General features: G+C 40.2%; 24 protein-coding genes. 1 reads left to right on the forward strand and 23 read right to left on the reverse strand.

The genetic code is table 11. The features are described 5' to 3' along the window. Positions 1 to 8: 8 nt before the first annotated feature. The 15 genes from D8863_RS02630 to eno all read right to left on the reverse strand — a co-directional run bounded on the left by D8863_RS02630 (position 9) and on the right by eno (position 12387). Positions 9 to 1277: a dihydroorotase gene (locus D8863_RS02630; RefSeq protein ID WP_125440991.1), complete on the reverse strand. Its 1269-nt coding sequence runs from the start codon at positions 1275 to 1277 to the stop codon at positions 9 to 11. Between the two features lie 12 nt (positions 1278 to 1289). After that, positions 1290 to 1754 carry an NUDIX hydrolase gene (locus D8863_RS02635; RefSeq protein WP_001135768.1) on the reverse strand — a complete coding sequence of 155 codons (465 nt, stop codon included), beginning with the start codon at positions 1752 to 1754 and terminating at the stop codon, positions 1290 to 1292. Between the two features lie 9 nt (positions 1755 to 1763). Next, a complete protein-coding gene (locus D8863_RS02640; RefSeq protein WP_125440992.1) occupies positions 1764 to 2417 on the reverse strand; it encodes a uracil-DNA glycosylase in 654 nt (217 codons plus the stop codon). Positions 2418 to 2538: 121 nt separating this feature from the next. After that, positions 2539 to 2832: a hypothetical protein gene (locus D8863_RS02645; protein ID WP_185761437.1), complete on the reverse strand. Its 294-nt coding sequence runs from the start codon at positions 2830 to 2832 to the stop codon at positions 2539 to 2541. 23 nt (positions 2833 to 2855) lie between these two features. Further along, on the reverse strand, positions 2856 to 3548 hold the full coding sequence (gene pynA / locus D8863_RS02650) for a pyrimidine 5'-nucleotidase PynA (RefSeq protein ID WP_125440993.1): 693 nt from the start codon (positions 3546 to 3548) through the stop codon (positions 2856 to 2858). 37 nt (positions 3549 to 3585) lie between these two features. After that, the gene (locus D8863_RS02655) at positions 3586 to 3783 is read right to left on the reverse strand and encodes a hypothetical protein (protein ID WP_125440994.1); all 198 of its coding nucleotides are present in this window, start codon (positions 3781 to 3783) and stop codon (positions 3586 to 3588) included. Next, positions 3780 to 4781 (reverse strand): hypothetical protein, encoded by a 1002-nt coding sequence (locus D8863_RS02660; RefSeq protein ID WP_125440995.1) that lies wholly within the window; start codon positions 4779 to 4781, stop codon positions 3780 to 3782. The genes D8863_RS02655 and D8863_RS02660 overlap by 4 nt, the downstream gene beginning before the upstream one ends. Positions 4782 to 5157: 376 nt before the next feature. Then, a complete protein-coding gene (locus D8863_RS02665; protein WP_044020757.1) occupies positions 5158 to 5700 on the reverse strand; it encodes a ClbS/DfsB family four-helix bundle protein in 543 nt (180 codons plus the stop codon). Positions 5701 to 5826: 126 nt separating this feature from the next. Continuing rightward, a complete protein-coding gene (locus D8863_RS02670) occupies positions 5827 to 6741 on the reverse strand; it encodes a YobF C-terminal domain-containing protein (RefSeq protein ID WP_125440996.1) in 915 nt (304 codons plus the stop codon). Between the two features lie 167 nt (positions 6742 to 6908). Then, complete coding sequence (locus D8863_RS02675; protein ID WP_002893287.1) at positions 6909 to 7307, reverse strand: hypothetical protein; 399 nt, start codon at positions 7305 to 7307, stop codon at positions 6909 to 6911. Beyond that, positions 7282 to 8193, reverse strand: a complete 912-nt coding sequence (locus tag D8863_RS02680) for a phosphodiester glycosidase family protein (protein WP_125440997.1) — start codon at positions 8191 to 8193, stop codon at positions 7282 to 7284. The genes D8863_RS02675 and D8863_RS02680 overlap by 26 nt, the downstream gene beginning before the upstream one ends. After that, on the reverse strand, positions 8190 to 9233 hold the full coding sequence (locus D8863_RS02685; protein ID WP_125440998.1) for a bifunctional glycosyltransferase family 2/GtrA family protein: 1044 nt from the start codon (positions 9231 to 9233) through the stop codon (positions 8190 to 8192). Before D8863_RS02685 ends, D8863_RS02680 begins: the two co-directional genes overlap by 4 nt. 190 nt (positions 9234 to 9423) lie before the next feature. Next, positions 9424 to 10260 (reverse strand): AraC family transcriptional regulator, encoded by an 837-nt coding sequence (locus D8863_RS02690; protein ID WP_185761438.1) that lies wholly within the window; start codon positions 10258 to 10260, stop codon positions 9424 to 9426. Positions 10261 to 10459: 199 nt separating this feature from the next. Continuing rightward, positions 10460 to 10954, reverse strand: coding sequence for a YkgJ family cysteine cluster protein (locus D8863_RS02695; RefSeq protein WP_000031476.1), 495 nt, complete (start codon positions 10952 to 10954; stop codon positions 10460 to 10462). 128 nt (positions 10955 to 11082) lie between these two features. Beyond that, a complete protein-coding gene (gene eno / locus D8863_RS02700) occupies positions 11083 to 12387 on the reverse strand; it encodes a surface-displayed alpha-enolase (protein WP_000022821.1) in 1305 nt (434 codons plus the stop codon). A 162-nt stretch (positions 12388 to 12549) separates the two neighbouring features. On the opposite strand from eno, the gene D8863_RS02705 reads away from it, so the two are divergent. Continuing rightward, positions 12550 to 12996, forward strand: a complete 447-nt coding sequence (locus tag D8863_RS02705; RefSeq protein WP_125441000.1) for a DUF1694 domain-containing protein — start codon at positions 12550 to 12552, stop codon at positions 12994 to 12996. On the opposite strand, the gene D8863_RS02710 is transcribed toward D8863_RS02705, so the two are convergent. From D8863_RS02710 to pulA, 8 genes are all read right to left on the reverse strand, one after another. Then, positions 12993 to 14108, reverse strand: coding sequence for a glycerate kinase (locus tag D8863_RS02710; protein WP_125441001.1), 1116 nt, complete (start codon positions 14106 to 14108; stop codon positions 12993 to 12995). The genes D8863_RS02705 and D8863_RS02710 overlap by 4 nt on opposite strands. Positions 14109 to 14117: 9 nt before the next feature. After that, on the reverse strand, positions 14118 to 14762 hold the full coding sequence (gene serB, locus D8863_RS02715) for a phosphoserine phosphatase SerB (RefSeq protein WP_125441002.1): 645 nt from the start codon (positions 14760 to 14762) through the stop codon (positions 14118 to 14120). A 164-nt stretch (positions 14763 to 14926) separates the two neighbouring features. Next, on the reverse strand, positions 14927 to 16360 hold the full coding sequence (gene glgA / locus D8863_RS02720; protein WP_125441003.1) for a glycogen synthase GlgA: 1434 nt from the start codon (positions 16358 to 16360) through the stop codon (positions 14927 to 14929). Beyond that, positions 16357 to 17496 carry a glucose-1-phosphate adenylyltransferase subunit GlgD gene (glgD, locus tag D8863_RS02725; RefSeq protein WP_000687052.1) on the reverse strand — a complete coding sequence of 380 codons (1140 nt, stop codon included), beginning with the start codon at positions 17494 to 17496 and terminating at the stop codon, positions 16357 to 16359. Before glgD ends, glgA begins: the two co-directional genes overlap by 4 nt. Further along, a complete protein-coding gene (locus tag D8863_RS02730) occupies positions 17486 to 18628 on the reverse strand; it encodes a glucose-1-phosphate adenylyltransferase (RefSeq protein WP_125421855.1) in 1143 nt (380 codons plus the stop codon). The genes glgD and D8863_RS02730 overlap by 11 nt, the downstream gene beginning before the upstream one ends. 158 nt (positions 18629 to 18786) lie before the next feature. After that, positions 18787 to 20682 carry a 1,4-alpha-glucan branching protein GlgB gene (gene glgB / locus D8863_RS02735; protein WP_125441004.1) on the reverse strand — a complete coding sequence of 632 codons (1896 nt, stop codon included), beginning with the start codon at positions 20680 to 20682 and terminating at the stop codon, positions 18787 to 18789. A gap of 271 nt (positions 20683 to 20953) precedes the next feature. Then, on the reverse strand, positions 20954 to 22378 hold the full coding sequence (locus D8863_RS02740; RefSeq protein ID WP_125441005.1) for an NADP-dependent glyceraldehyde-3-phosphate dehydrogenase: 1425 nt from the start codon (positions 22376 to 22378) through the stop codon (positions 20954 to 20956). Between the two features lie 198 nt (positions 22379 to 22576). Next, entirely contained in the window at positions 22577 to 24862 is a 2286-nt protein-coding gene (gene pulA, locus D8863_RS02745; protein WP_125441006.1) for a type I pullulanase, read from the reverse strand. Positions 24863 to 24970 lie beyond the last annotated feature (108 nt).

Consider the following 24970-nt stretch of genomic DNA (forward strand, 5'->3'; position numbering starts at 1 on the left):
AATCCCATCTAGTTTTGATAGACGATTTGTCCCTTACAGATGGTATATTTAACCTGCCCTTTTAAAGTTTCACCGATAAATGGTGAATTAGCTGCTTTCGAAGCAAAATGGGAGTCCACAAGGCGGTCAGCCTTAGCATCAAAGATAGTGATATCTGCTGGACCATTTTCAGCTAAGTAGCCTGCTTCAAAGTTGTAAAGTTTGGCTGGATTAACAGTCATTTTTTCTAGCAATTCCATCAAGCTCAACTCACCAGCTTCCACCAAATAAGTTAAACCGAGAGATAGAGAGGTTTCCAAGCCAGTCATACCAGATGGTGCTTTGGTGATATCTTCTACATTTTTCTCATCTGCATGGTGAGGAGCGTGGTCTGTCGCGATAACTGTGATAACACCTGACTTGAGACCTTCGATAACGGCACGACGGTCTGACTCCAAACGAAGTGGAGGATTCATTTTGGCATTGCTACCTTGAGTTAAAAGAAGAGCTTCTGTCTTAGAGAAATGCTGTGGCGCTACTTCTGCTGTGACTTGTGCTCCCAAACCTTGAGCGAATTCCACTACCTTGACACTTTCTTCCTTAGACAAATGCTGGATGTGAACATGGGCCTTGGTTGCATAGGCAATCATAACATCACGCGCAATCATAGCGTATTCTGCCACTCCTGTCGCTCCACAGATATGGAAATGTTCTTTAGCGATGTTTTCGTTAAAGCCAAGAATTCCATTCAAACCTGGATCTTCCTCATGAAGGCAGATAAAGGTATTGAGTTTTTTGGCTTCTTCCATGGCTTCCTTAACCACTTTACTGCTCTCAAGCGGAATTCCATCATCTGAAAAACCAACGGCTCCAGCTTCTAAAAGCGCCTTAAAGTCTGTCAAGTCTTGGCCATTAAAGTTCTTAGTAATGGTCGCAACTGTCTTAACGTTAATCTTTTCCTTGGCAGCTGACTGGAGAACTTCTTGAAGAGTCTCTACATCCGAAATGGTTGGACTAGTATTGGCCATCATGACAACAGTTGTAAAGCCACCTGCAGCAGCCGCTAGTGCCCCAGTATGGATGTCTTCCTTGTGAGTCTGACCGGGTTCACGGAAATGGACATGGATATCAACCAAGCCAGGAGCAACTACTAGACCAGTAGCATCAATTAGCTCTACTCCTTCTTTCTTGATTTCGGGCGCAATCTTGACAATTTTTCCGTCTTGGACCAAAACATCACACACTTGATCCAAACCAGACTTAGGATCCATGACACGACCATTTTTGATTAGTAGCATTTGCTTTCTCCTTTATTCATAAAAATCAACTTGGGTATCCAACAATTTATCCCCATCATACACAAACTTAGCTGAAAAGAAGGGTTTATCCTCTAAAAGCCACTCAACAAAGGTGTGGTCACCTTCCCAAGTCGGCTTGCTCAAGACTTCATCATAGGGAACCCATTCTAAGGTCCCCTCATTGCAGTCAATCAAGTCACCCTCAAACTCCGTCACTTTAAAAACATAAGTGTACCAGTCTAAATCTGGTGTGAATTCTGGAAAAGTGATAACACCTTTTAGAACCGGCTTGGCTTTGAGCCCTGTTTCTTCGAGGATTTCACGCGCTGCACATTCCTGTGGAGTCTCACCTCGCTCTAGCTTTCCACCCACACCAATCCATTTTCCTTCATGGACATCGTTGGGCTTCTTATTGCGATGGAGCATGAGCAGTTCTTTTCCGTTATCAATGTAGCAAATCGTCGCTAACTGAGGCATCTTCTCTCCTTATCTAAGCCAATCGATTGGCTCTTGTCCTGTCTCTCTTAAGAATGCATTGGCCTTAGAAAAAGGCTTGGAACCCCAAAATCCTCTGTAAACAGATAAAGGACTGGGATGGGCTGATTCGATGATTAAGTGGTAAGGATTGGTAACCAGGGCCTTCTTCTTGTGTGCATAGGCTCCCCAGAGTACAAAAACTACAGGTCTGTCTAGATTATTGACAACCTCAATCACAGCATCCGTAAAAGGCTCCCATATTTGACCCGCATGACCATTGGCCTGGCCAGCAGGAACCGTCAAACAAGCATTAAGAAGCAAGACTCCTTGCTCAGCCCAAGCTGTCAAATCATGGGATTCCTTAACGCCAACATCATCTCCTAATTCTTTCAAGATATTTTGCAAGGATGGCGGGGCTGGAATAGCATCTGGAACCGAAAAACTCAAGCCCTGCGCCTGACCTGGTCCGTGATAAGGATCCTGACCCAGAATCACCACCTTAACCTCCTCTAGAGGTGTTGTCAATAGAGCCTGAAAAACTTTTTCCTTAGGTGGGTATACAGTTCCCTGAGCATAGACTTGATTCATAAATTGATTGATTTTCCCAAAATAACCCTCAGGTAATTGCTCCTTAATCAAAGCATGCCAAGATGAGTGTTGCATAAAGCCTGCTCCTTCATTTTTACTGCCTCTATTATAGCAAAAAGTGGCTATTGAAACCACTTTTTACAGTTCTAATATATACTCTTATTGATCCTATTATTTGACATTAGTATTCTCAGTATCAATCAGCCATTAGAAACTTTTCGATCGTATCAATAGCATAGGAAAGTTGATTATTTACAGACTTCATCCGTTCAAAATTAGCGCCCATATAGTAGAGTTCAGATAAGCCACCCCTAGGAAGAAAGAGTGAATAGTGGATATTCATCTTCTCTCGAGTACTTAACTCTATATGATTGCTTATGATATACTTTAACTCTTTTAACGAATTTACTTGAGCAACCACACCTTTTAACTGATACTTCTCGATGAGGTTTAGTAAATTGTCAATCTCTTCAATGACTTTAGTTTCCACATCATCCCCTCTGAGGAAAAGCACTACATAGCATCCAAACAATCCAGCAAGTCTTGGTAAGAATGAACTTCATAAGTCGGCTGGGCTTGTGTGTGATTTTCGAGGTGATGAGGGTTGTACCAGATAGTATCTATGCCAGCATTATTGCCACCTTGAATGTCAGCGGTTAGAGAATCTCCAATCATCAGCGTCTTTTCTTTACTAAATCCAGCAATCTGCTGACCGATTTTTTCATAGAATAGTGCATCAGGTTTTTGTGTTTGTAACTGCTCGGAGATAAAAACTTGATTGAAATAAGGTGCCAGACCAGATTGATCCAAACGTCCCGTCTGAATGGCAGTGATGCCATTTGTCGCAGCGTATAGCTCATAATCTCTCTCGATGAGGCTGTCCAAGAGTTCATGAGCGCCCGAAAGAGTTTGTCCCTGCTGAGCTAAGTAAAATTGATAACGCTGGGCAAGTAACCTACCGTCTTTTTCCTGTTCGAAATGGGCAAATAAACGAGAAAAGCGCGTGTTAACCAGTTCTTGTTTGCTGATTTTCTTTTGCTCCAAATCCTTCCAGAGATCCTTGTTCATGGGAACGTAATAGTCTTTGTAGGCTTGAATATCCGCAACTCCTTCTTCTTTTAGAAGTTGTGTCAAAGCTACATCCTCAGCAGCATCAAAATCAAGCAAGGTGTGGTCAAGGTCAAAGAGTAAAAATTTGTAGGGCAATTTGAAGTTTTCCTTTCTAGGTAATCAATAGATTAGGTTATTTCTTCTTATTCTTAGTTTTATTCAACAACATACCGACTACAACTGGAGCAACAACACCTCCAACTCGTTCAACAACTTTAAGTATCCTTTTTGCTCCATCTATTTTTTTGTTTCTACACGATTCACACTTATTGTGTTTATAACTTGATGGTAAATCCCTAGTACATGTTTTACATCTTTTTATTTCGTTCATTCTAACACCTCTGTCTCAATAGAATCTAGTTTATTTGGCAATTTCATTATAGAAGTTTCAATTTTTGGCAATTCTTTCGTCCAGTAATTTGTAGGAGAAGGATCAAGTAAATCAAGTCTCTCTACTAATTCTTGAGAACTGAGATAAGTTTCGTTAATAAATTTCCCAAAGTAATCCAAACTTTTTTGAGCAGCCAGTTTCTCGCCCAACTCATTATAAGCTATTGCCGCTGAAAGTGAAACGATATTTACGGCTGCTAATCCATCTCTAATCTCATTCATACGAGCTTCAATTTTATCTGGTTTATCACCTTTGAATAACTTACCCCAAGTAGAATCTGGTTGTTCTTTGATAAAATTTACATTTGATTTTTGACTAAGCATTAAGAGATTTCGACTATCTTCTGCATCTGAAATAACTTGCAGTAACATCATTGTTCTAATGTTTGGATTTGATATCTCTCTAGCCTGCAAAAGTTTCTGTTGACAACTATAGGCTATTGCAAGTCTATCTGACTCCTGTCCTTTTCTAACGTCCTCAATAGCAAATTGTACATTTTGAATCTCTTCTGCAATCTGTGCCATTTGAATTTGCGATGAATAATCAGCTAACGCTTTATTTAATTCTGGTGTCAATTTAACAGACTTCAATGGTACATTTCCAATGACTTTATTAGTATTAGTATTTACTAATACCGCCAAGAGAGAGCCATCTTTCTTGGTCATTAATTTTAACACACCTTGAGCAATTGCTTCCCGTTGTTCTGAAGAAAGAATTGCCTGAAAAACCTCTTCAGGTATACTAGATTGGACAACATTGATAAAGGCTGGAGCAGAATATAACATTTTTTCTACTTCAGACAAGATTTTACTTGCATTTTTGACTAATGGTTGGGCTATTTCTGGTAACTTATTAAAAAACGCTGAGGGTTTTAGTTCATAACCGTCAATATCAAGAATATCGAAGTCATTTTCGTCAAAAAATAAAACTTCATCCATAAATTACTACCTCATTATGTTTAAATTATTAGAAATATTATACCATATTAAACAAAATTATGATTTTTCTTTAATATTATCTATCAAATTATTTTTACTGGAATCTAACATAAAATAATACTATCCTATACAATTGACAGCCTAAATCTTTCAGAATAGAACAATCCTATCTATCGAATACCCTAACTTCATAGATATCCATGTAATTCTAACTTTAAAATTACATTAAAATAAATGTTTTAGTACTATTCTAAGTCTATGATAGCCTTAAATTTTAATTTTTGAAGGATTCTAAAGCTAGAAGAACTCAAAAATCACGAGAATGAAGTTATTCGAAGCTTAGAATAACCTTTGGTGAATTTCAATAGCACTTCAACTAGCTAGTCTTACAATTTTTCTGATGAGCTTTAAGTTTTTTGATAGCCCAGTCATAGTGGCTGGAGGTGCTACTAACAAAGTAGGAACCTAGACTTGTCCCTCCTGTCCACTTATAGATACCTTTGGTAAAGAGTTGGTCATTGCTAAAGCCTTCCATCAACTCTAAAACCTCTCTATGCGATTGCGCCAAGAGTCTAGTTGATTCTTCTAATGTCGTTTTCTGGTGCTTCTTCCAAAATGCGTCATTCATTTCTCCATAGGTTTTCCAATTATAAGGTTCAGGGAGAAAAGGTCTTTCAAGACCCTTTTGATTGGAATGTACCCAGATCAAAAGCAGCTGATGCCATTCATAGAGATGGATCAGGACATCCCGTAGATTTTTATCTCTTTTCCAGTGAGCTTCTTTTTTCTTTTGGTCTTTTGAAAAATCAAAAGGAGTCTGTAGCTCCTCTTCACTTAGGTGAGAAATTAGGAGATTAAGTTTTTCATAGTTTTCCTTAGAGGCTAACACTAGCTCCTCTTTGGTTTTTGGTCTAGTCACAGGATTTCTCCCTTCATTTTCTAGTAGTTTAAGGTGTTTTCTTACTTCATTATACCATAATCAAAAAGCAGTTCTTCATTTTAAGAAAAACTGCTTCTACGAACTATTTTTTTATGCTTATAGTCACTACTTTATATATAAATCTTTAAAGAGACCATCTACTTCTGCTATCTGACAGAGCAAGCGGGATAGTTCTTGGTAATCTTCTTTTAAACATGAAAGATGAGCTTGGCCAAATAGAGATGCCAATTCCTCTTTTAATCTTGCCCCTTCTGGATCATACGCCTTTAAGAATTTACTGAGATAGAGATTTCGAACAGCCGCAAGTTTAAAGCTGAAATACTGATGCAATTGTTTTTGCTCAGTATTTAAGCCGTTTTCAGCAACTGCTTTTGCATAGCATTCCAAAACACCGTTTTGGCCATTCAAATATCGATTCTTCATAATCCTTGCCGTTTCCTGATAGATTTCAGTCTGACTCGGACTCTTGACCTTCTTAAAATTTCCCCACATGGAGTAAGATCCACGCTTATAGTCAATAGTCTCTGCCTTCCAGGCTTCTAATATGTCATTAAAAGCAACCTTCATGCAGGCAAAACCAGCTGGATCATGCAAATAGAGGTGCTGATGATCAATGCCATACACGGTTACGAAGTGATCCACACCATAAAGGATTGTGTGATTAGGATTGTAGGTCAGATGGCCCATATCAAGAGGTCCCAGTACGACAGGTCCATTGGACAGAAAGGTTTCTAACTTTCCTTTAATCTCTTCCAAATCTACTTCAGTTCCATCTTTTAGATAGAAATCCTCATAGTCAAATCCAAGTATTTTTAAAGAATGAGAGATAGAAAGATCTGGCATTCCATTATCAAAAAATACTAGAGGGTGCTGGTCATCTTCCTTTACGATACTAGCGCCATTTCCCATCGCCATGATTGCCTCTAAAAACTCTGCTTTATAGTCATAACCATAGCCATCCAGTGCCATTGCCAATGAATAACTATAGCAAAGTGACACATCTCCAAAATACATCTGCATATTCTTGCCTCCTTATCTTCTATGGGACTATTATACCGAGAAAACTATTCGCATGCCCCATAAAATCCAAACAAAAAATATGGGTATTTGTGATCTATAGTCATGAACTTCAATAAGAAAACTGGCTGTTTCTCTCAGCAACCAGTTTTTAATTTTTAAGCTAATTTTTAACTGTTTTTCTTATGAAAGAAAAGCGAGGCAATAGCCAAAATACCAAAGGCTAGGCCGACATACCAGTAAGGTTGATCTAGGGTCGTTGAACGACCTGATAGATTGACAATTCCTCGAAAGAGCATTCCAGTTGTTAGGACTGCAACTGCCGAGTTCCACAAGTTTAGGCTGATTCGTCCTAGGTTTGGCATGATTTTCAACAACAATGCCAGAACGATGCCTCCTAGTAGAGGAACTGCAAAGAGATAGTGCATATGAAGCGACGTCTCCCCAAAACTAAGGGACTCATAGATACGGCTAAATGCAAAGAAGAAAATAGTGAGAAGACTATAGCTAACGAGTGTCTTTTTGAGGCGTTTGTTTTTGATTTTAGTAACCGATGTAGACAATATCACTCACCGCCCTTTCTGATATCTTACTTCCACCTGTAGTCGGTTTATTGATTACCTGACCGTTAAAGTAGAGAGTTGAGGATCCACCACCATCAAGGTTATAGGCTGTCTTCACTCCGTAAGATTTCATCACTTCTGCCATCTGGTAAAGAGACAAGCCCTTGCTTTCAGAGGTACGACCATCCGAAACGATGATGATGTAGTGGTTTTCATCGATAATCCCGATAGCTGTACGAGGATTCGATGACATGGCCTGACCGACTTCTGTATTGGTATCAACAGATATTTCTCCATTCTCAACTAGAGACGGACCAAATGCCAGTAGATTGACGACACCGTCCTGAACCAACTGATTGGCTGAAACTTGGTCCTCGTAGATGATTTTAAAGGAGCCGTCCTTGTAAATGGCAAGGTCACCGTTACTAGCGTCTTCACGGACACTGTCACGATAGACAACTCCATTACGGATAACATAACCAGAGCTATTAGCTCCATAGTAGTCACCGTTGACAGCTAGAATAGCATTGTTTTCAGCGGCTGTTACAGAGGTTTTAGCTGTGACATTCGTTCCATAGGAGTTTTGAGCTAGAGCTGTTTTGAGATAATCCGATGAACTAAGGGTTATATCTGCCACATAGACCTGCGTTTCATTGACAGTCTTTTCAGTGAGGGTGACACTGATATTTCCATCTGAATAGCTAGTATCCGTCACTTGAGCATTTTTTGCTGCCTGACTTGCTGCTGCGGTGTTAGAAGTTGAGCTGGTATTAGAGACAGTGGAAATCGTTTCAGCTAGTACAAAGGTCTTCAACATCGAATAGGTAAAGGAGCTTGTCAGGAGCAAGCCCAAGACCGAGGCGTATAGATAGGGTTTCTTTAAAACTTTCATAATGGGCTACAGGTCCTTTCTTTGAAAATAAAGCGAGTTTGAACTGTCCAAGAGAGAATAAAGAGCATGATTCCGACAAGAATTTTCGCAATCAGCAAATTGACTCCAAGACCTGAATTAAAGAGACGAATCAGGATGGTGTCTAAGATAAAGAGACCAACTGCTAATCCAAAATAACCTGATCCTGTTTTAAAACTGCTCGCCTTGTTCTTAAAGACCAATTTTTTGTTGGTGGAAAAGTTAAAGATAGAGCTAGTCACACGTGCCAAACCATTTGAGAGGAGAACACGAAAACCTGTCGGAATAAAGCTCAAGCATAGAATAGAGAGAGCGTAGACCACATAATCTACGATAAAACTACTAAAAGACGAGAGCGCAAACTTTAAAATATTTTTATAAATCATCAAGCCATCCCGAATAGGCCGGAAGTGAGAAGCCTCATTGTCGTTGATATAGACTGTTTCAATCGGAACTTCTAAGATTGGGTAGGCTTGACTTGCTTCAAGGAGCATGTTCATCTCGTATTCATACCGTTGTCCTTCTACCTTGAGCATAAAAGGGATCATATCCGTTGAAAAGGCACGTAATCCTGTCTGTGTGTCGGATACAGCGACACCTGTTTGCAGTTTAAACAAGATACGAGTCAAGCTATTTCCAAAGCGACTACGCAAGGGAACCTTGCCAGTAAAGGCACGGACACCAAGGACAAGTGTATTAGGATTTTCATTTGATTTAGTCAAACTACGAAAGATGTCCCAGATCCTATGCTGGCCGTCTGCATCTGCTGTAACCACAGTCCCTGGCTTATTGAGAGACTGAATGTGCTCAAAAGCTGTTTTCAGAGCTTGACCTTTTCCTTGATTGACCTGGTGGTGAAGCACCGTCGCAAAATCCTTCGCTCGAGCAAAAATGTCTTGGCATTCTGCCGAACTTCCATCATCAATGACAATGATGTAAAAATCGCTCTTATTGTGAATCTTTTCAATCAATTTGATGAGATTGTAGTCAGGTTCGTAAGCTGGAATAACTAGATAGTTCATATTTACACCTCTTTCTTTGATGATTGGAAAAGTATACAAGTAAATGCTTAAAAATTCCTTATACTTAAATTTAAGTAAAATCAAATTTATTGTTCTTCTCATAAATTCGTGCAATCAAAGAAAGAAAAACTCTGTAAAAGCTATCTTCTACAGAGTTCGATTTGCATCTTTAAAAAAATCAGAAAATGCTCTAGTCCTTGATCACTGGAATCCAGAGTTCCATTTGATAGTCTGGTGAGGACATGTCACCCTCGGTGTAAACTTCAAAATCTGGTGCTCCTGAGTGGCGATAGCCAGTTTCTGGGAAAAAGACTTCCAAGACATATTTCCAAGCATGGTGAATGCTTGCTGGTATAGGGCCTTTGACTGGTACGATAGCATATTCAGCTTCAGAGATGTCTTTGATTGACAAACCCAATTCTTCTGCTTTAGCTTTATCCGTCACATCATAAGCAGCCATATAGTTGATGATTTCACCTTCTTTGACATCCGAACAGATGCCGAAGGATTGGCCACTGCCTAGACTCTCTAGACTTTCCAAGCTGTGATTGTTATAGAGATTCTCCCAAGCAGACGGGCATTTGCTATTGTCAATAGCTTCCAATAGGACACCTGCAACGGTAAATGCAGGCTTCTTTTGAATCTTGATATCCATGTTCTTTCCTCCTGTAATCTTTAAGGATAATTGAAGTCTAGGAAAGACCCGATAAGGTTTTCCATTTCGAACATCTGAGGGGGTCGCACCATGGAATTTCTTAAAGGCTGCGCTAAAGGCATCCGCAGACTCATAGCCGTATTTTAGCGCTATGTCAATGACCTTCTCAGAGCCTTCCCGCAAGTCTGTCACAGCTTCTGACAGCCTGCGATTGCGCAAATATTCTGCTAAAGTCATATCTGCTAGGATGGAAAAGAGCCTGCTAAAGAGAGGATAAGAATAGCCAGATAGCTGCTGAAATTTTTTCATATCCACTTCTCTAGTCAGCTGCTGCTCCAAATAATCCATGGTTTGATTGAATTGATGCATCATATTCTTTTTCACCTCACAAAAGATACTAAGACCGTTAAAAGCAAAGTGAAAATTGGAAAATTGACGGAGGGGCTCCTGCTCCGAAAAAATTTCATCTTTTTCACACAGCTTTTAGGCCGTGTTCAATTCTAACTATAGTCTAACAGATATAAGATACTTCCGCCCCAGAATTTTTGTACAAGATTTAAAGGTGTAAAATCTATAACTTATCTTTTAATTTCTCAACAAAGAGATAGGCTGCTGGGCAGGTCAAGGTATTCTTAATCGTCAAATGATTAATTTGATGGATCTTTTTCCGGTCTGTATGGGGGAACTCACGACAGGCCTTGGGACGAACATCATAGATAGAGCAGAGATTATCTCCTCCTAGAAAGGGGCAAGGCATGGATTTGAAAACCTTATCTCCATCTTCATCCACCTGCAGAAATTCCGCTTCAAAAGCTGGTAATTTCATCTTAAAGTACTTGGCAATACGGGTGATGTCTGCCTCTTTAAAGTCTGGTCCCAAAGTCTTGCAACAGTTGGCACAGGCAGTACAATCAATCTCAGCAAAGACTTCTTGGTGAATCTGCTGCGCAATCTTATCTAGATTCTTTGGTGGCTTTTTCTTTAGATTAGCTAACACTTTACGATGCTCCTTCTGCTTTTGCAGTGCTAGTTGGTGGTAATACTCAATATCAATCTCTTTAGACATAATTTCTTCCTAATACAAGTGTTTTTGTCTATTATACCATAAACACTGTCCCTTTTATGCCCCTCGAATAAAGAAAAAGCCCTTCGGAAAAAATCCGAGGGGCTTCAAACCTTGTTCACTGAACTAGATTATTTTTTAAGGTTGTAGAATGATTTCAATCCACGGTATTCAGCTACTTCACCAAGTTGGTCTTCGATACGAAGCAATTGGTTGTATTTAGCGATACGGTCTGTACGTGAAAGTGAACCAGTCTTGATTTGTCCTGCGTTTGTTGCAACTGCGATATCAGCGATTGTTGAATCTTCAGTTTCACCTGAACGGTGTGATACAACGGCAGTGTAACCAGCTTCTTTCGCCATTTCGATAGCGTCGAATGTTTCAGTAAGAGTACCGATTTGGTTAACTTTGATAAGGATTGAGTTAGCAGCACCTTCTGCAATACCTTTTTCAAGGTAAGAAGTGTTTGTTACGAAGAAGTCGTCACCAACCAATTGAACTTTACCACCAAGACGTTCAGTAAGAGCTTTCCAACCGTCCCAGTCGTTTTCGTCCATACCATCTTCGATAGTGATGATTGGGTATTTGTTTACCAATTCTTCAAGGTAGTCGATTTGTTCTGCAGCAGTACGTACAGCAGCGCCTTCACCTTCGAATTTAGTGTAGTCGTAAACTTTACGTTCTTTATCGTAGAATTCTGATGAAGCACAGTCAAATCCGATAAATACGTCTTTACCAGGAACATATCCAGCAGCTTCGATCGCAGCAAGGATAGTTTCAACACCGTCTTCAGTTCCTTCGAAACGAGGAGCGAATCCACCTTCGTCACCTACGGCAGTTTCCAAACCACGTGATTTAAGGATTTTCTTAAGTGCGTGGAAGATTTCAGCACCCCAACGAAGAGCTTCTTTGAATGATGGTGCACCAGCAGGTACGATCATGAATTCTTGGAAAGCGATTGGAGCGTCAGAGTGAGAACCACCGTTGATGATGTTCATCATTGGAGTTGGAAGAACTTTAGTGTTGAATCCACCAAGGTAGCTGTAAAGTGGGATTTCAAGGTAGTCAGCAGCAGCACGAGCTACAGCGATAGACACACCAAGAATTGCGTTTGCACCCAATTTACCTTTATTAGGAGTACCGTCAAGTGCGATCATAGCACGGTCAATAGCTTGTTGGTCACGTACATCGTAGCCGATGATAGCTTCAGCGATGATGTTGTTTACGTTGTCAACAGCTTTTTGTGTACCAAGACCACCGTAACGAGATTTGTCACCGTCGCGAAGTTCAACTGCTTCGTGTTCACCAGTAGAAGCTCCTGATGGAACCATACCACGTCCGAAAGCACCTGATTCAGTATAAACTTCTACTTCAAGTGTTGGGTTACCGCGTGAGTCTAGGACTTCGCGAGCGTAAACATCAGTAATAATTGACATTTTTTACTCTCCTTTGAGTTAAATTTTTTACACCTCTATGATACCTTAAAAATAAGCGTTTTTCAAGAAAAAACGTTATCTTTGTGCAAATTTTCCTTAACTTTATAAAGTAATCGCTTTCTTTTGTCTGTTTTCTTGCGATTTTTGTGATATACTGTTTTTATGACAGATTTATCAAAACAACTACTAGAAAAAGCTCATGGTGGGCCGAAATTAAACCCTGACGAACAACGCCGCTATCTCGGCACTTTCGAGGAAAGAGTTCTTGGCTACGCGGATGTCAGCACTGCCAATAGTCCTGAATTAGAACATGGATTTTTCTCTATTTTAGAGGGTTTTCAAGAAAAGGTAGAGGCACTTTTTGTGAAGATTTCACCAAATATCGAGTTTGACAAACAGGTCTTTTACTTAAAACAAGCAAAGGAAAGCAACTGTCAGGCGACTATTGTTTCAGATGATCATATCACCTCTCCTTTCGGTCTTGTCATTCATACAAATGAACCTGTTCAAGTAGACGAAAAGGACCTTAGACTTGCATTTTCAAGTCTTTGGGAGGAGAAAAAGGTAGAGGCCCCTAGAAAATCTATTTGGAAGAAATGGTTTGGTTAATCCTTCCTCAAATTTAATAAACGGCCAATATTAGTAGCTGTGTGCTCCAAATAGAGACTTGCATTTTTCAAACTGTCTTCCAAAGGTTCGCTTTTCTCTAAAATGGAAAAGGCAGCTTCTATATTTTCAAATGGTAGGGGAGGCAAATCGTTAGAAAGACTACCGCAAATAGCGATAACTGGAACTCCTTCAGGAGTTCTTTTTGCTACACCGATAGGAGCTTTTCCAACAAAGCTTTGACTGTCCAGTCTACCTTCTCCAACGATAACCAAGTCGGCCCCTGCAACCTTCTTGTCAAAGCCAATCAAATCCAAGCAAGTGTCAATCCCAGATACGATACTGGCCTCAGCAAAGGCACACAGCCCAGCCGCAATCCCACCGCCGGCTCCTGCTCCTTTAAGAGACAGGGTTGATTGTGAAAATTTTTCATAGAACTCCTGTATAGCCAGATCTACTGTCTCAAACAAAGCAGGTTCCAAGCCCTTTTGTTTTCCAAATGTATAGGTTGCCCCTTGATGACCACATAGAGGGCTCACGACATCTGCTAAAATTCGGATTTTCACATCTTCAGGAATCCTAGACAACTTGCTATTTGAAACTGCCTCGAACTCAAACAAAGTCTGACCGCAAGCTGGCAATTCTTTTCCATTCTTATCATAAAAACGATAACCTAAACCAGTAGCAATGCCTATTCCACCATCATTACTAGCCGTACCACCTACACCAATATAGATTTCTTTCATCCCTTGATCAATGAGATGGCGAATCAACTCTCCGATACCTCTGGTTTGGATGTGAAGGGGATTTCGTTTCTCCCGCGGAATCTTTCCAAGACCAACCAAGTCAGCAACTTCAAAGAGCGCTATTTGACCTTTTTGAAAATAGCGCATTGATTCTTTTAGGCCAAAAGGTCCTGTCACTTGGAACCATTTTTCTTCTAGTTCAAGAGAATGTCGAATAGCGTCTACGGTTCCTTCCCCACCATCGCCTACAGGGCAAAGCAGACATTCTACATCTGCTATCGATTTTTGGAATCCTCTTTTTATAGCTTGAGCGACCTCTTCTGCCGTCAAACTTTCTTTAAAAGAATCGGGTGCAATTACAATTTTCATAGTTCCCTCTCATTCTAAGAAATCAATCAAAGGTAGAACTTCCAAAAAATCCCTCGTATCTACATGACAAGCTATCTCAGCTTTTACGACCTCTTTGGCACAAAAGGCTACACCACGTCCTGCTGACTTTAACATCAAGAGGTCATTGGCACCATCACCGATGGCAATCGTTCTTTCTTTGGGAAGTTTCAGTTCTTTTTTCCATTTCTCAAGAGTATCTTGTTTTACTTGACCTGTCACAATTTCACCAACTAATTTACCTGTTAAAAAGTCGTCTTTGACTTCCAACTGGTTAGCGGAGAAATAGGAGATACCAAGGGATTCTGCTAATCTCTCAACTATTGGTGCAAATCCACCAGACACTAGACCGACTAGGATGCCCTTCTTTTGAAGTATGGAGATAAATTCTTGAGTATTCTTGGACAGATGAATGGATTTGAAGACAGTATCAAAGACCGAAACCGGAAGACCTTTTAACAAAGCTACCCTCGCTCGTAAACTTGTTTCAAAGTCCAGTTCACCTCGCATTGCCTGGCTTGTAATCTGCGATATTTCTTCTTCGCAACCTGCTTCTTTTCCTAAAAGATCAATCACTTCTTCTGCTATCAGGGTGCCGTCAACGTCCATGACACATAGGCCTTTTACTTGAGACATCAGTTCTCCTCTCTAATACTCAATGAAAATCAAAGAGCAAACTAGAAAACTAGCCGTAGGCTGTACTTGAGTACGACAAGGCGACGTTGACGCGGTTTGAATTTGATTTTCGAAGAGTATAAATAGCCCAAAAATCGTATGAAAGAATCATACGATTTTATCTATTAATTGACTAAACTATGGTACAAGTCCAGGTAAGATTTGCAGGCTGTATCCCATGAGAAATCGCATTCCATAGCTTGTTTTTGTAGATTTCTCCAAACGTCCGGCTGGTACTTATAAACATCCAAGGCTGTTTGGAAACTCCAGTTAAGCCAGTATGGTGTTAAATTATCAAAGCTAAATCCAGTACCAGTTCCTTCGATCGGATTGAAGGATTGAACCGTATCACGCAAGCCACCCACTTCATGAACCAATGGTAGAGTTCCATAGCGCATCGCCATCATTTGAGACAAACCACATGGTTCAAAACGACTTGGCATGAGGAAGAGATCACAAGCTGCGTAGATTTCTTGAGCAAGTTTGACGTCAAAAGTGATATTTGCTGATAGCTTGTCTGGATAGACTTGTGCAAACCAAGAGAAGGAATGTTCAAAAGCCGGGTCACCTGTTCCTAAAAGAACGATTTGAACGTCCTCTTGTAAGAAACGATGCAAGCTTTCTACAACGACATCAAAACCTTTTTGGCGTGTCAAACGAGAGACAATCCCAACTAGAGGAACATCTGCTCGCACAGGTAGACCAACTCTCTCTTGCAATTTTGCTTTGTTTTGGGCTTTTCCAGACAAATCATCCTTATCAAAATGATAGTCTAAAAGAGCATCTGTCTCTGGATTATAGAGATCCGTATCAATTCCATTAACGATACCCGAAACCTTACCTGACTCCATGCGCAGAATCTGATCCAAACCGCAACCGAATTGACTGGTCATAATCTCATGCGCATAGCTAGGGGAAACGGTTGAGACACGATCCGCGTAGAGAATACCTGATTTCATCCAGTTAAGGCAATCATTCCAGCGAAGGGTGCCATCAGCATAGCGTTCAAAGCCAACACCGAACAAATCCCATAACATCCCTTCAGAAAATTGACCTTGAAATTCCAAATTATGAATGGTTAGGACAGTCTTAATTCCTTGATATGCCTGAATCCAATGGTACTTTTCTTTTAACAAAAAGGGAATCATGGCTGTGTGGTAATCATGAACATGGAGAAGGTCAGGGATAAAGCCAATGCGTTCCATGGCTTCAAGAGCAGCCAGTTGGAAAAAGGCAAAGCGTTCACCGTCGTCAAAATCACCGTACACATGACCACGGAAGAAATAATATTGATTATCAATGAAGTAGAAGGTTACGCCATTCAAAACCGTTTTCTTAATACCACAGTACTGTCTACGCCATCCTACACTAACTTCAAAGTGGAGAACATCCTCGATCTGGTCACCGAACTTAGCTTCTACCATATCATAATAAGGCAAGAAAACTGCAACTTCGTGCCCCGCTTTTACAAGTGATTTGGGAAGTGCGCCAATGACATCGCCCAAACCACCTGTTTTTGAAAAGGGTGCTCCTTCTGCCGCTACAAATAAAATTTTCATGAATAAATGTCCTCTGTTACTGTTTCACCCTTCTTAACTACAACTGGATGTTCTGCTGTGCCTCGAATGACAACACCGTCCGCAACCTCAACTCCCTTGTCCAAGATTGCATATTCAACCTGGGCACCTTGCCCAATCACAACACGAGGGAATAAAATGCTGTCCTTCACCACACTATCTTTGTGAACATAAATATTACGAGATAGGACTGACTGAACTACCTCACCCTCAATAATACTACCAGAAGCAAACTGAGAAGTACTTACTTTTGAAGTATTCGCATAGTAGGTTGGTTCTTCATTCTTAACTTTTGTATAAATCTTTTGATTTGGTGAGAAGAGTGAGTAGAATTTTTTAGATTCAAGCATATCAATATTTGCTTGATAATAGGACTGGACAGAATGAATGTTTGCTAAGTAGCCTGTGTATTCGTATGCAAAAGCACCTTCTTTTACAGCCAAATCGCGAAGAACATAGCGCAACTTTTCAGGATATTCTTTCTGAGCCTCTTCTTCAAGTCGTTCAATCAACCAAGGAGTATCCACAACAAAGATATCTGTAGACATGTTGAAGAGTTCATCCGTAGATTTGTTATCAAAGAGTTTGTGCGAACGAACATGGTCAGTTTCATCAATTTCCAAGATAGCATTCACATCTGAAATGTCTTTCTTCGGAAGTTTCTTATATACAACTGTAATCGGACCTTTTGTTGTATTGTGTAGGTGGAAGACTTGATTCAAGTCAATATTCACCAACACATCGCAGTTAATCGAAACGGTTTGGTTTGAACCTGAACGTCTCAAGTAGGTAAGAAGTTGTTGGTAATACTCTTTTCCAACTGTACTGCTTTCAACACGAGTGTTGTAAATTCCCAAATAGTAGTGACTTAGAAGGGTTGACAAGCCCCACTCACGACCTGAACGGATATGGTCGAAAACTGAGCTGATATTATCTTGTTGGAAAATACCAAAGATACTACGAACACCTGCATTTGCAAGACTGGAAAGGGGGAAGTCAATCAAACGGTATTTCCCACCGAAAGGCAAGCTAGCTACCGGACGGTGTTCTGTTAACGTTGACATATCATGAAAACCAACTGTGTTTCCTAAAATGGCTGAATATTTATCAATCTTCATCTGTTGCTACCCCCACTACTTCATTGTATCCTACTACTTGTACTTCGTCAGTTCCGTCAATTTCTACGCCGTCAGCAATAATGGCACCCTCACCGATAATAGCACGAATAATCTTTGCTCCATGGCCAATAATAGCCCCACTCATGATAACAGAATCAACGACCTCAGCACCTTCACGTACTTGTGCTTCTGTTGAAAGAATCGAACGTTTAACCGTTCCATCTACAAAACATCCATCTACGACCAATGAATCTTCAACGTGTGCATGCGCACCAAAGTAGTTTGGTGGTGAGATCAAGTTTCTTGAGTAAATTTTCCACTGACGATTGCGGCTATCCAAAGCATTTTCTGGCGAAATGTACTCCATATTGGCTTCCCAAAGTGACTCAATCGTACCAACGTCTTTCCAGTAGCCATTAAATTCATAAGCATAGACACTTTCACCAGACTCGAGATAGTTAGGGATAACGTTCTTCCCAAAGTCTGACATATCCACATTGCTCTTTTCAGCAGCAACAAGCATATTGCGAAGTCGTTTCCAGTCAAAAATATAAATCCCCATCGAAGCCTTTGTAGACTTAGGTTGCGCAGGTTTTTCTTCGAATTCAACGATACGGTTATTGGCATCTGTATTCATGATACCGAAACGGCTAGCTTCTTTGAGAGGTACGTCTAGGACAGCTACTGTCAAACTGGCATTGTTATCCTTATGGGACTGAAGCATATCATCATAGTCCATCTTGTAGATGTGGTCACCAGAAAGAATCAAAACATACTCAGGATTAACACTGTCGATGTAGTCAATGTTTTGGTAGATAGCGTGACTAGTCCCTTCAAACCAACGGTTTCCTTCGCTGGCTGAATAAGGTTGTAAAATAGAGACACCTGAATTGATACCATCCAATCCCCAGCTAGAACCATTTCCAATATGGTTGTTCAAAGCAAGAGGTTGGTACTGAGTAATCACACCAACATTATGGATTCCAGAGTTTGCACAGTTGGAAAGAGCAAAGTCAATGATACGGTAGCGCCCACCGAATTGCACTGCCGGTTTGGCAATGCTTTGAGTGAGTTTTCCGAGACGTGTTCCTTGCCCACCCGCAAGGATCAAAGCTAGCATTTCATTCTTCATTTTCTACTCCTTTATAAAGTCATATGAACGTTAAAATCGAAAGAAGGTCGGAAGTCAAACTTTTTATAAAAATAATAGGAAATCCATTTCTCTTGTGTTTCAAGTCCAATACAAGTACATCCGTTTTTAAAATCTAAAAAATTATAATCAACAGCTCATTATTCTTTTTTCTTAGCTGGTTTCAAACGACGCTTGATCTTCCAGATGCTTGCTCCCATGGCAGGCAAGGTAAAGGTCAAAGTCTGCTCATAATCTTTCCATAAGCCTTCTTGAGTCTGAACTGTTTGATTGTGCTCTTTCCACACACCTCCCCATTCTTCTAATTCTGTATTCCAAACTTCTTCGTAAATACCTGCAACAGGTAAACCAATCGTAAAGTCCTTACGTTCAACTGGTGCCATGTTAAAGACACAGACTAACATTTCGTCTTTCTTGCCCTTACGAATAAAGGAAAGGACACTCTGATCTCTATTATCAGCATCGATAATCTCGATACCATCATAACTAGTATCAATTTCCCACAGACAGCGATGGTCTTTATAGAATTGATTGAGTTGAGAAGTAAAATGCTTCATCTTGGCATTCATCGGATCTTCTAGATTAGACCATTCCAACTGCTCCTCAGACTTCCACTCTAGGAATTGCCCGTACTCACTACCCATGAACAAGAGTTTCTTACCTGGATGACAAATTTGATAGGTGTAGAGGTTGCGCAGACCAGCGAACTGATTGTAGCGATCTCCCCACATCTTATGCATCATACTCTTCTTACCATGAACCACTTCATCATGTGAAAAAGGTAGGAGATAGTTTTCATTGAAAACATACATAAAGCTGAAAGTCACCAGATTAAAGTCATACTTACGATAAATCGGATCTTCCTCGTAGAAACGGAGAATGTCGTTCATCCAGCCCATATTCCATTTATAGTCAAATCCAAGGCCGCCCATTTCTTTCATACCAGTAATCTTTGTTGCTGATGAACTTTCTTCTGCAATCATCATGATATCTGGATGAGCTAACTTGATCACTGTGTTCAACCGTTGAAGGAAATAATAACCCTCGTAGTTAAGGTTTCCACCATCTTTGTTTGGAGTCCAAGGAGCATTATCATAATCTAGATACAGCATATTGCTCACTGCATCGACCCGAATACCATCTAAGTGGTAAAAATCAATCCAAAATTTAATACTTGAAATCAGGAAAGACTGGACCTCATTTTTCCCGAGGTCAAAATTCAGCGCACCCCAACCATAGTTATGAGCCTTGTTGTGATCTTGGTATTCAAAAGTTGGTGTACCGTCATAATATGCCAAGGCATCATCATTAATGGTGAAATGACCTGGAACCCAGTCTACGATAACACCAATGTTATTTATATGACACTCTTCAACGAATTCCTGGAATTCCTCAGGTGTACCATAGGAATGTTCAAAAGCAAAGTAACCCATAAGTTGATAGCCCCAGCTCAATCCAAGTGGGTGAGCCATTAAAGGCATGAACTCAATATGTGTATAGTTCATCTCAACTAAGTATGGAATCAACTCGTCTTTCAGTTGTGAAAACGTATAGGGGCTACCATCTGGATTTCTCTTCCAAGATCCTGCATGGGCTTCATATATATTAACTGGTCTCTCGAAAAATCCCAGACGTTTGCGACGTGCTAGCCAAAGGCCATCTTTCCATTTCTTTTCACGGATATTGGTCAGAACTGCTCCTGTACCCGGTCTAGCTTCAAAATAAACTGCCAATGGATCGATCTTCATAATCTGGTGACCATTTGCACGCGTGATATGATATTTATAAATCTGACCTTCCTGAGCTTGACTCGTAAAGACTTCCCAAACACCTGCTTCATTACGAACCATAGGAATCTGATTCTCAACCCAATCGGTAAAATCACCAACTAAATGAACTGCTTGTGCATTTGGGGCCCAAACCCTAAAGGTATAGCCTATTTCTCCGTTTTTCTCCTCTCTATGCGCTCCTAAATAATGCTGGAGGTGAAAGTTCTCACCTGTAGTAAAGGTTCTTAATGCTTCTTGATTATTCATTCAATCCCCTTTCTTTTGTAAGCGTTTTCTATAATTCTATTATACACTCTTTTAAGATAACTTTCAAGTAATTTACGAAGGAAATCATATTTTTTTATGAAAGCCTTCAAAAAATTACCTAGCATTTTAAAAAAGATATCCAGAAAATAGAACACGAAACAATTTCCATATATTTTTTTATTATAATACCAGAATATTCGTTTTTTATCAATTTTCTACTGTATTTTTTTAAAAAAATAAAACCAGGAAGTTATTTTCCTGATTTTATAAATTATCTCACATCAAAAACAATGGATTTAACATTTGTCATCGCTTCGATACTATATTTAATTCCTTGCACTCCTGCACCAGAACCTTTTACACCAAGGAATGGGAAATTATCTGGTCCACGTTGTGTTTTATTATTAATATGAACGGTACCAACTTCAAGTTTCTCAGCAATTTCAAATGCCTTCTTAAAGTCATTTGTAAAGACTGAAGATTGAAGACCGAATTCTGATTCATTAGCAATTTCAAGTGCTTCATTGGCATCTGCAACTCGAATAATTGGGAGAACAGGTCCAAATGGTTCTTCCCAGGCTAATTTCATATCTCTTGTGACATAATCAAAAAGTCCTGGCCAAATGAGATTGTTCTCACGTTTGATTGGGCTGATCGGTTTAGCACCCTTTTCTTGAGCGTCTTCAATCAATTCCCAGATGAAATCAGCTGAAGCATTATCAATAACTGGCGTGATATCTGCATTGTCAAATGGATCACCGACCGTTAGCTTAGCAACTTCAGCTTGGAGCAATTCAGCCAATCTGTCTGCTACGCTTTCCTCAACCAAAACACGTTTGATAGCAGTACAACGTTGACCAGAGTAGCTAAAGGCACCACCTACGATTTGCTTAGCTGCATTTTCTAAATCTGCATCTTCTAAGACAATTGCTGCATCTTTCCCACCAAGCTCCAGCATAATCGGGCGCATACCGGCTAAACGACCAATACGCTCCCCAATCGGTGTTGAACCCGTAAAGTTAATGAAATTCACTTCCTTGTGTTCGATGATGTAGTCTCCGATTTCAGAACCACGTCCAGTGATGGTGTTAAAGACACCTGCTGGGATTCCGGCTTCGTCAAATGCTTTAGCCAACAAGAGTCCAGAAATAGATCCTTGTGTTGGTGGTTTGAACATAACGACATTTCCTGCAATCAAAGCCGGAGCAATCTTAGATCCAGAAAGGTTGACTGGATAGTTAAATGGTGCAATAGCTAGGACGACCCCAACTGGCTCACGACGGACAACAGCTAGTTTATTTTTACTTGCAGCTTCAAAACCGCCACCTTCCATTGCTTGTCCAGTGATACGGAGGCCTTCCTCGGCAGCAAAACGAATCAATTCTGCTGTACGTACTACTTCTCCAATGGCTGCTTTAATTCCTTTTGCAACCTCTTTGGCAAGAATGGTACCAATTTTTTCTTTATCGCGTTCCAAAATGTCTGCTGTCTTATGTAAATAGGCTGCACGCTCAACGGGTGCTAAATCACGCCATGCTGGGAGAGCTGCACGCGCAGCTTTCATAGCCTCATCTACTTCAGCCTGACTCATAGCGGGTACTGTACCCAGCTTTTCTTGATTGATGGGAGAATAGATGGCAATTTCATTCTCCGATGATTTCCATTTTCCATTCACTAAATTCTGATAATTTGTCAAATTCTCTTCCTCCTGAAAATGATTAAAACTTATTTTATCAAATTTTCAGAAAATTACAACCCCTTTTTGGAAAATATTGATATTTTTTTCACAAACTTGATTCTTCAAATTATTTGAAATTTATTTCTATTAGATATTGGTTTTTCAATAAAAATCAAAAAAAGGTCTAGTTTTAACTAAACCTTTTTGCTGCATTTACTATGAAAGTACCTTCAAGACTGCAACGCTGATATCATCAATCACATTAGACTCTTTAGAACGACTATTTGTCACAAGCATTTCTAGATTTCCTGCATTTTCAAAGTAGAAGGAAGTTCCCTTGGCATTGAATACCACCAATAAGTGCTCTGATCCACCGTGAATTTCGTAAACAATCCATCCACTATTTTCAGCAGCCGTATGGACGAAGACATGACGATAAACTTCTTCGTATGTAGGATAAGAGAAAGCACGCCTTTGTGTTTTTAGGCGAATAATCTGGCGAATAAAGTCAATGCTCTCTTGTCTCTCATTGATTAAATCCCAATTGACCTGGTTGACACTATCTGGAGCATTGTAACTATTCATGGCCCGTTCTCTATCTGCCGGAGTCAGCTCGCCATTTTCTCCTGTAGCAAGGAGTTTGGTGCGACCAAATTCTTGCCCCAGCTCTATAAAGGACATCCCTTGCATAAGAATGCTCATCGCTGTTGCTGTCTCGACCTGACGCATAATCTTATCTGAACTGTGATCTGGGTGAAGGGTTGCTAACAAATCATGTAAGTTGTAATTATCATGGGCTTCCACGTAGTTAAGAACTTGGTTTGGACTAAGATATGACCCCAACTCTCGGCTACCAAGAATAGCTTTGGCTACAATCGGTTCTGTAGCAGCACCACTAACAAATCCTGCCTTGATTGAGCCGTAAACTTCTCCTCCTTTGATGGCATCACGCTGATCATCATTGAAGAATCCAATATTTGGCATCTGGTAGGCATTGTCCTTCTTGGCCTTGTCATAAGGTGCAAGACCTGTTCCCATATCCCAGCCTTCTCCATAGGTGATAATACGAGGATCAACTTCATCAAGTGCCCAGCGAATCGCCTGCATGGTTTTGACATCGTGAATTCCCATCAAGTCGAAACGGAAACCGTCAATATTGTATTCTTTCACCCAATAAAGGAGTGAGTCAATCATATACTTGCGGTACATTTCGTGTTCGCTTGCGGTTTCATTTCCTACACCTGTTCCGTTTTGGAAGGTTCCATCTGGATTCATACGATAGTAATAATCGGGAACAGTTGTTTGGAAAGGTGCATCGACCGTTGAGAAGGTGTGATTATAAACCACGTCCATGATGACACCAATTCCCGCATCATGATATGCCTGAACCATAGTTTTCAAATCACGAACGACTTGTCCTGGATCATCTGGATTACTAGAGAAAGTTGGTTCTGGTGCATTGTAGTTTTGAGGATCATAGCCCCAGTTATAGGTTACATTTCCATCCTCATCATATTCCTTATGGCGATCAAAGATTGGTTGAAGCTGAACATAATTACAGCCGAGTTCTTTGATATAGTCAAAGGCAGTTGCTTGACCATACTGGTTAACTGTTCCAGTCTGGGCAGCCCCAAGGAAGGTCCCTCGAAGGTTTTCTGAAACTCCAGATGTCGGCGATTTTGTAAAATCACGAATGTGCATCTCACAGATAACGGCTTTACATGGATTTTCCAAACGCCAAAGAGCGTCTGTCCCATGTTTAACTTCGAATCCTTCTACCTGTCTATCTTGCTGAGAGAGGATGACAGAACGTTTTCCATCAGGACTTGTAGCGATAGTGTATGGGTCTCGTGTCAAGGTCTGGTGGTGCGGAAACTCAATCTGATACTGATAGGCTTTACCTGCAAGATTTTCATCCAGGTCTACACTCCAAACACCAATGGTATTGTATTTATGACTGTATGAATAGCTATTCCCTCGCTTTAGATTAAAGGTTTTCCAAATCGGCGCGTCGTTACTTGTATTTTCATAAACGACCACTTGGACTGCTGTAGCGGTTGGAGCCCAGAGTTTAAAGCTTGTCTGGTAGTCTGAGATACTATAACCTAACTCTCCTTGATATCCCCAATGATGATCGAAACTTTCACTGTGAAAGGCTTTATCAAAAGCAAACGGGTTTCGATCTTTATAGCAAGGACTTGCAATAGCTGGATTTTCAGAATAATAAACCGTCTCATCACCATCTAATATCCAAACCTCAGTCAACAGTGGATAATAGTTAAACCGTAGGAGATAGTCTTTTGTTTTTCCATCAATTTCGACAGAAAAGGTCAAAGTATCGAGCCTTTCTGCACTTGTAACTGTAAAGGAGAATTTTGCTCCAAAATAGTCATTTTCATAATACAAATTTTCTTTATCATCTGCTTGTTTTCTACTGAATGAACAAGCATCATAATCCCCATTTTTTCGGTGAAAATGGATGACTACAGGGTAACTATACATTTCTTTTCCTAATTCCTAATTTTAATTTTTAAGTCATGCTGAAGAATTTAACGGGAATTTCAGCACAATATAGAATAGCTTTAATAGATATAAAAACACACCAGGAGA

The organism is Streptococcus oralis, from assembly GCF_003943825.1.
Taxonomy (GTDB): Bacteria; Bacillota; Bacilli; order Lactobacillales; family Streptococcaceae; genus Streptococcus; species Streptococcus oralis_CD.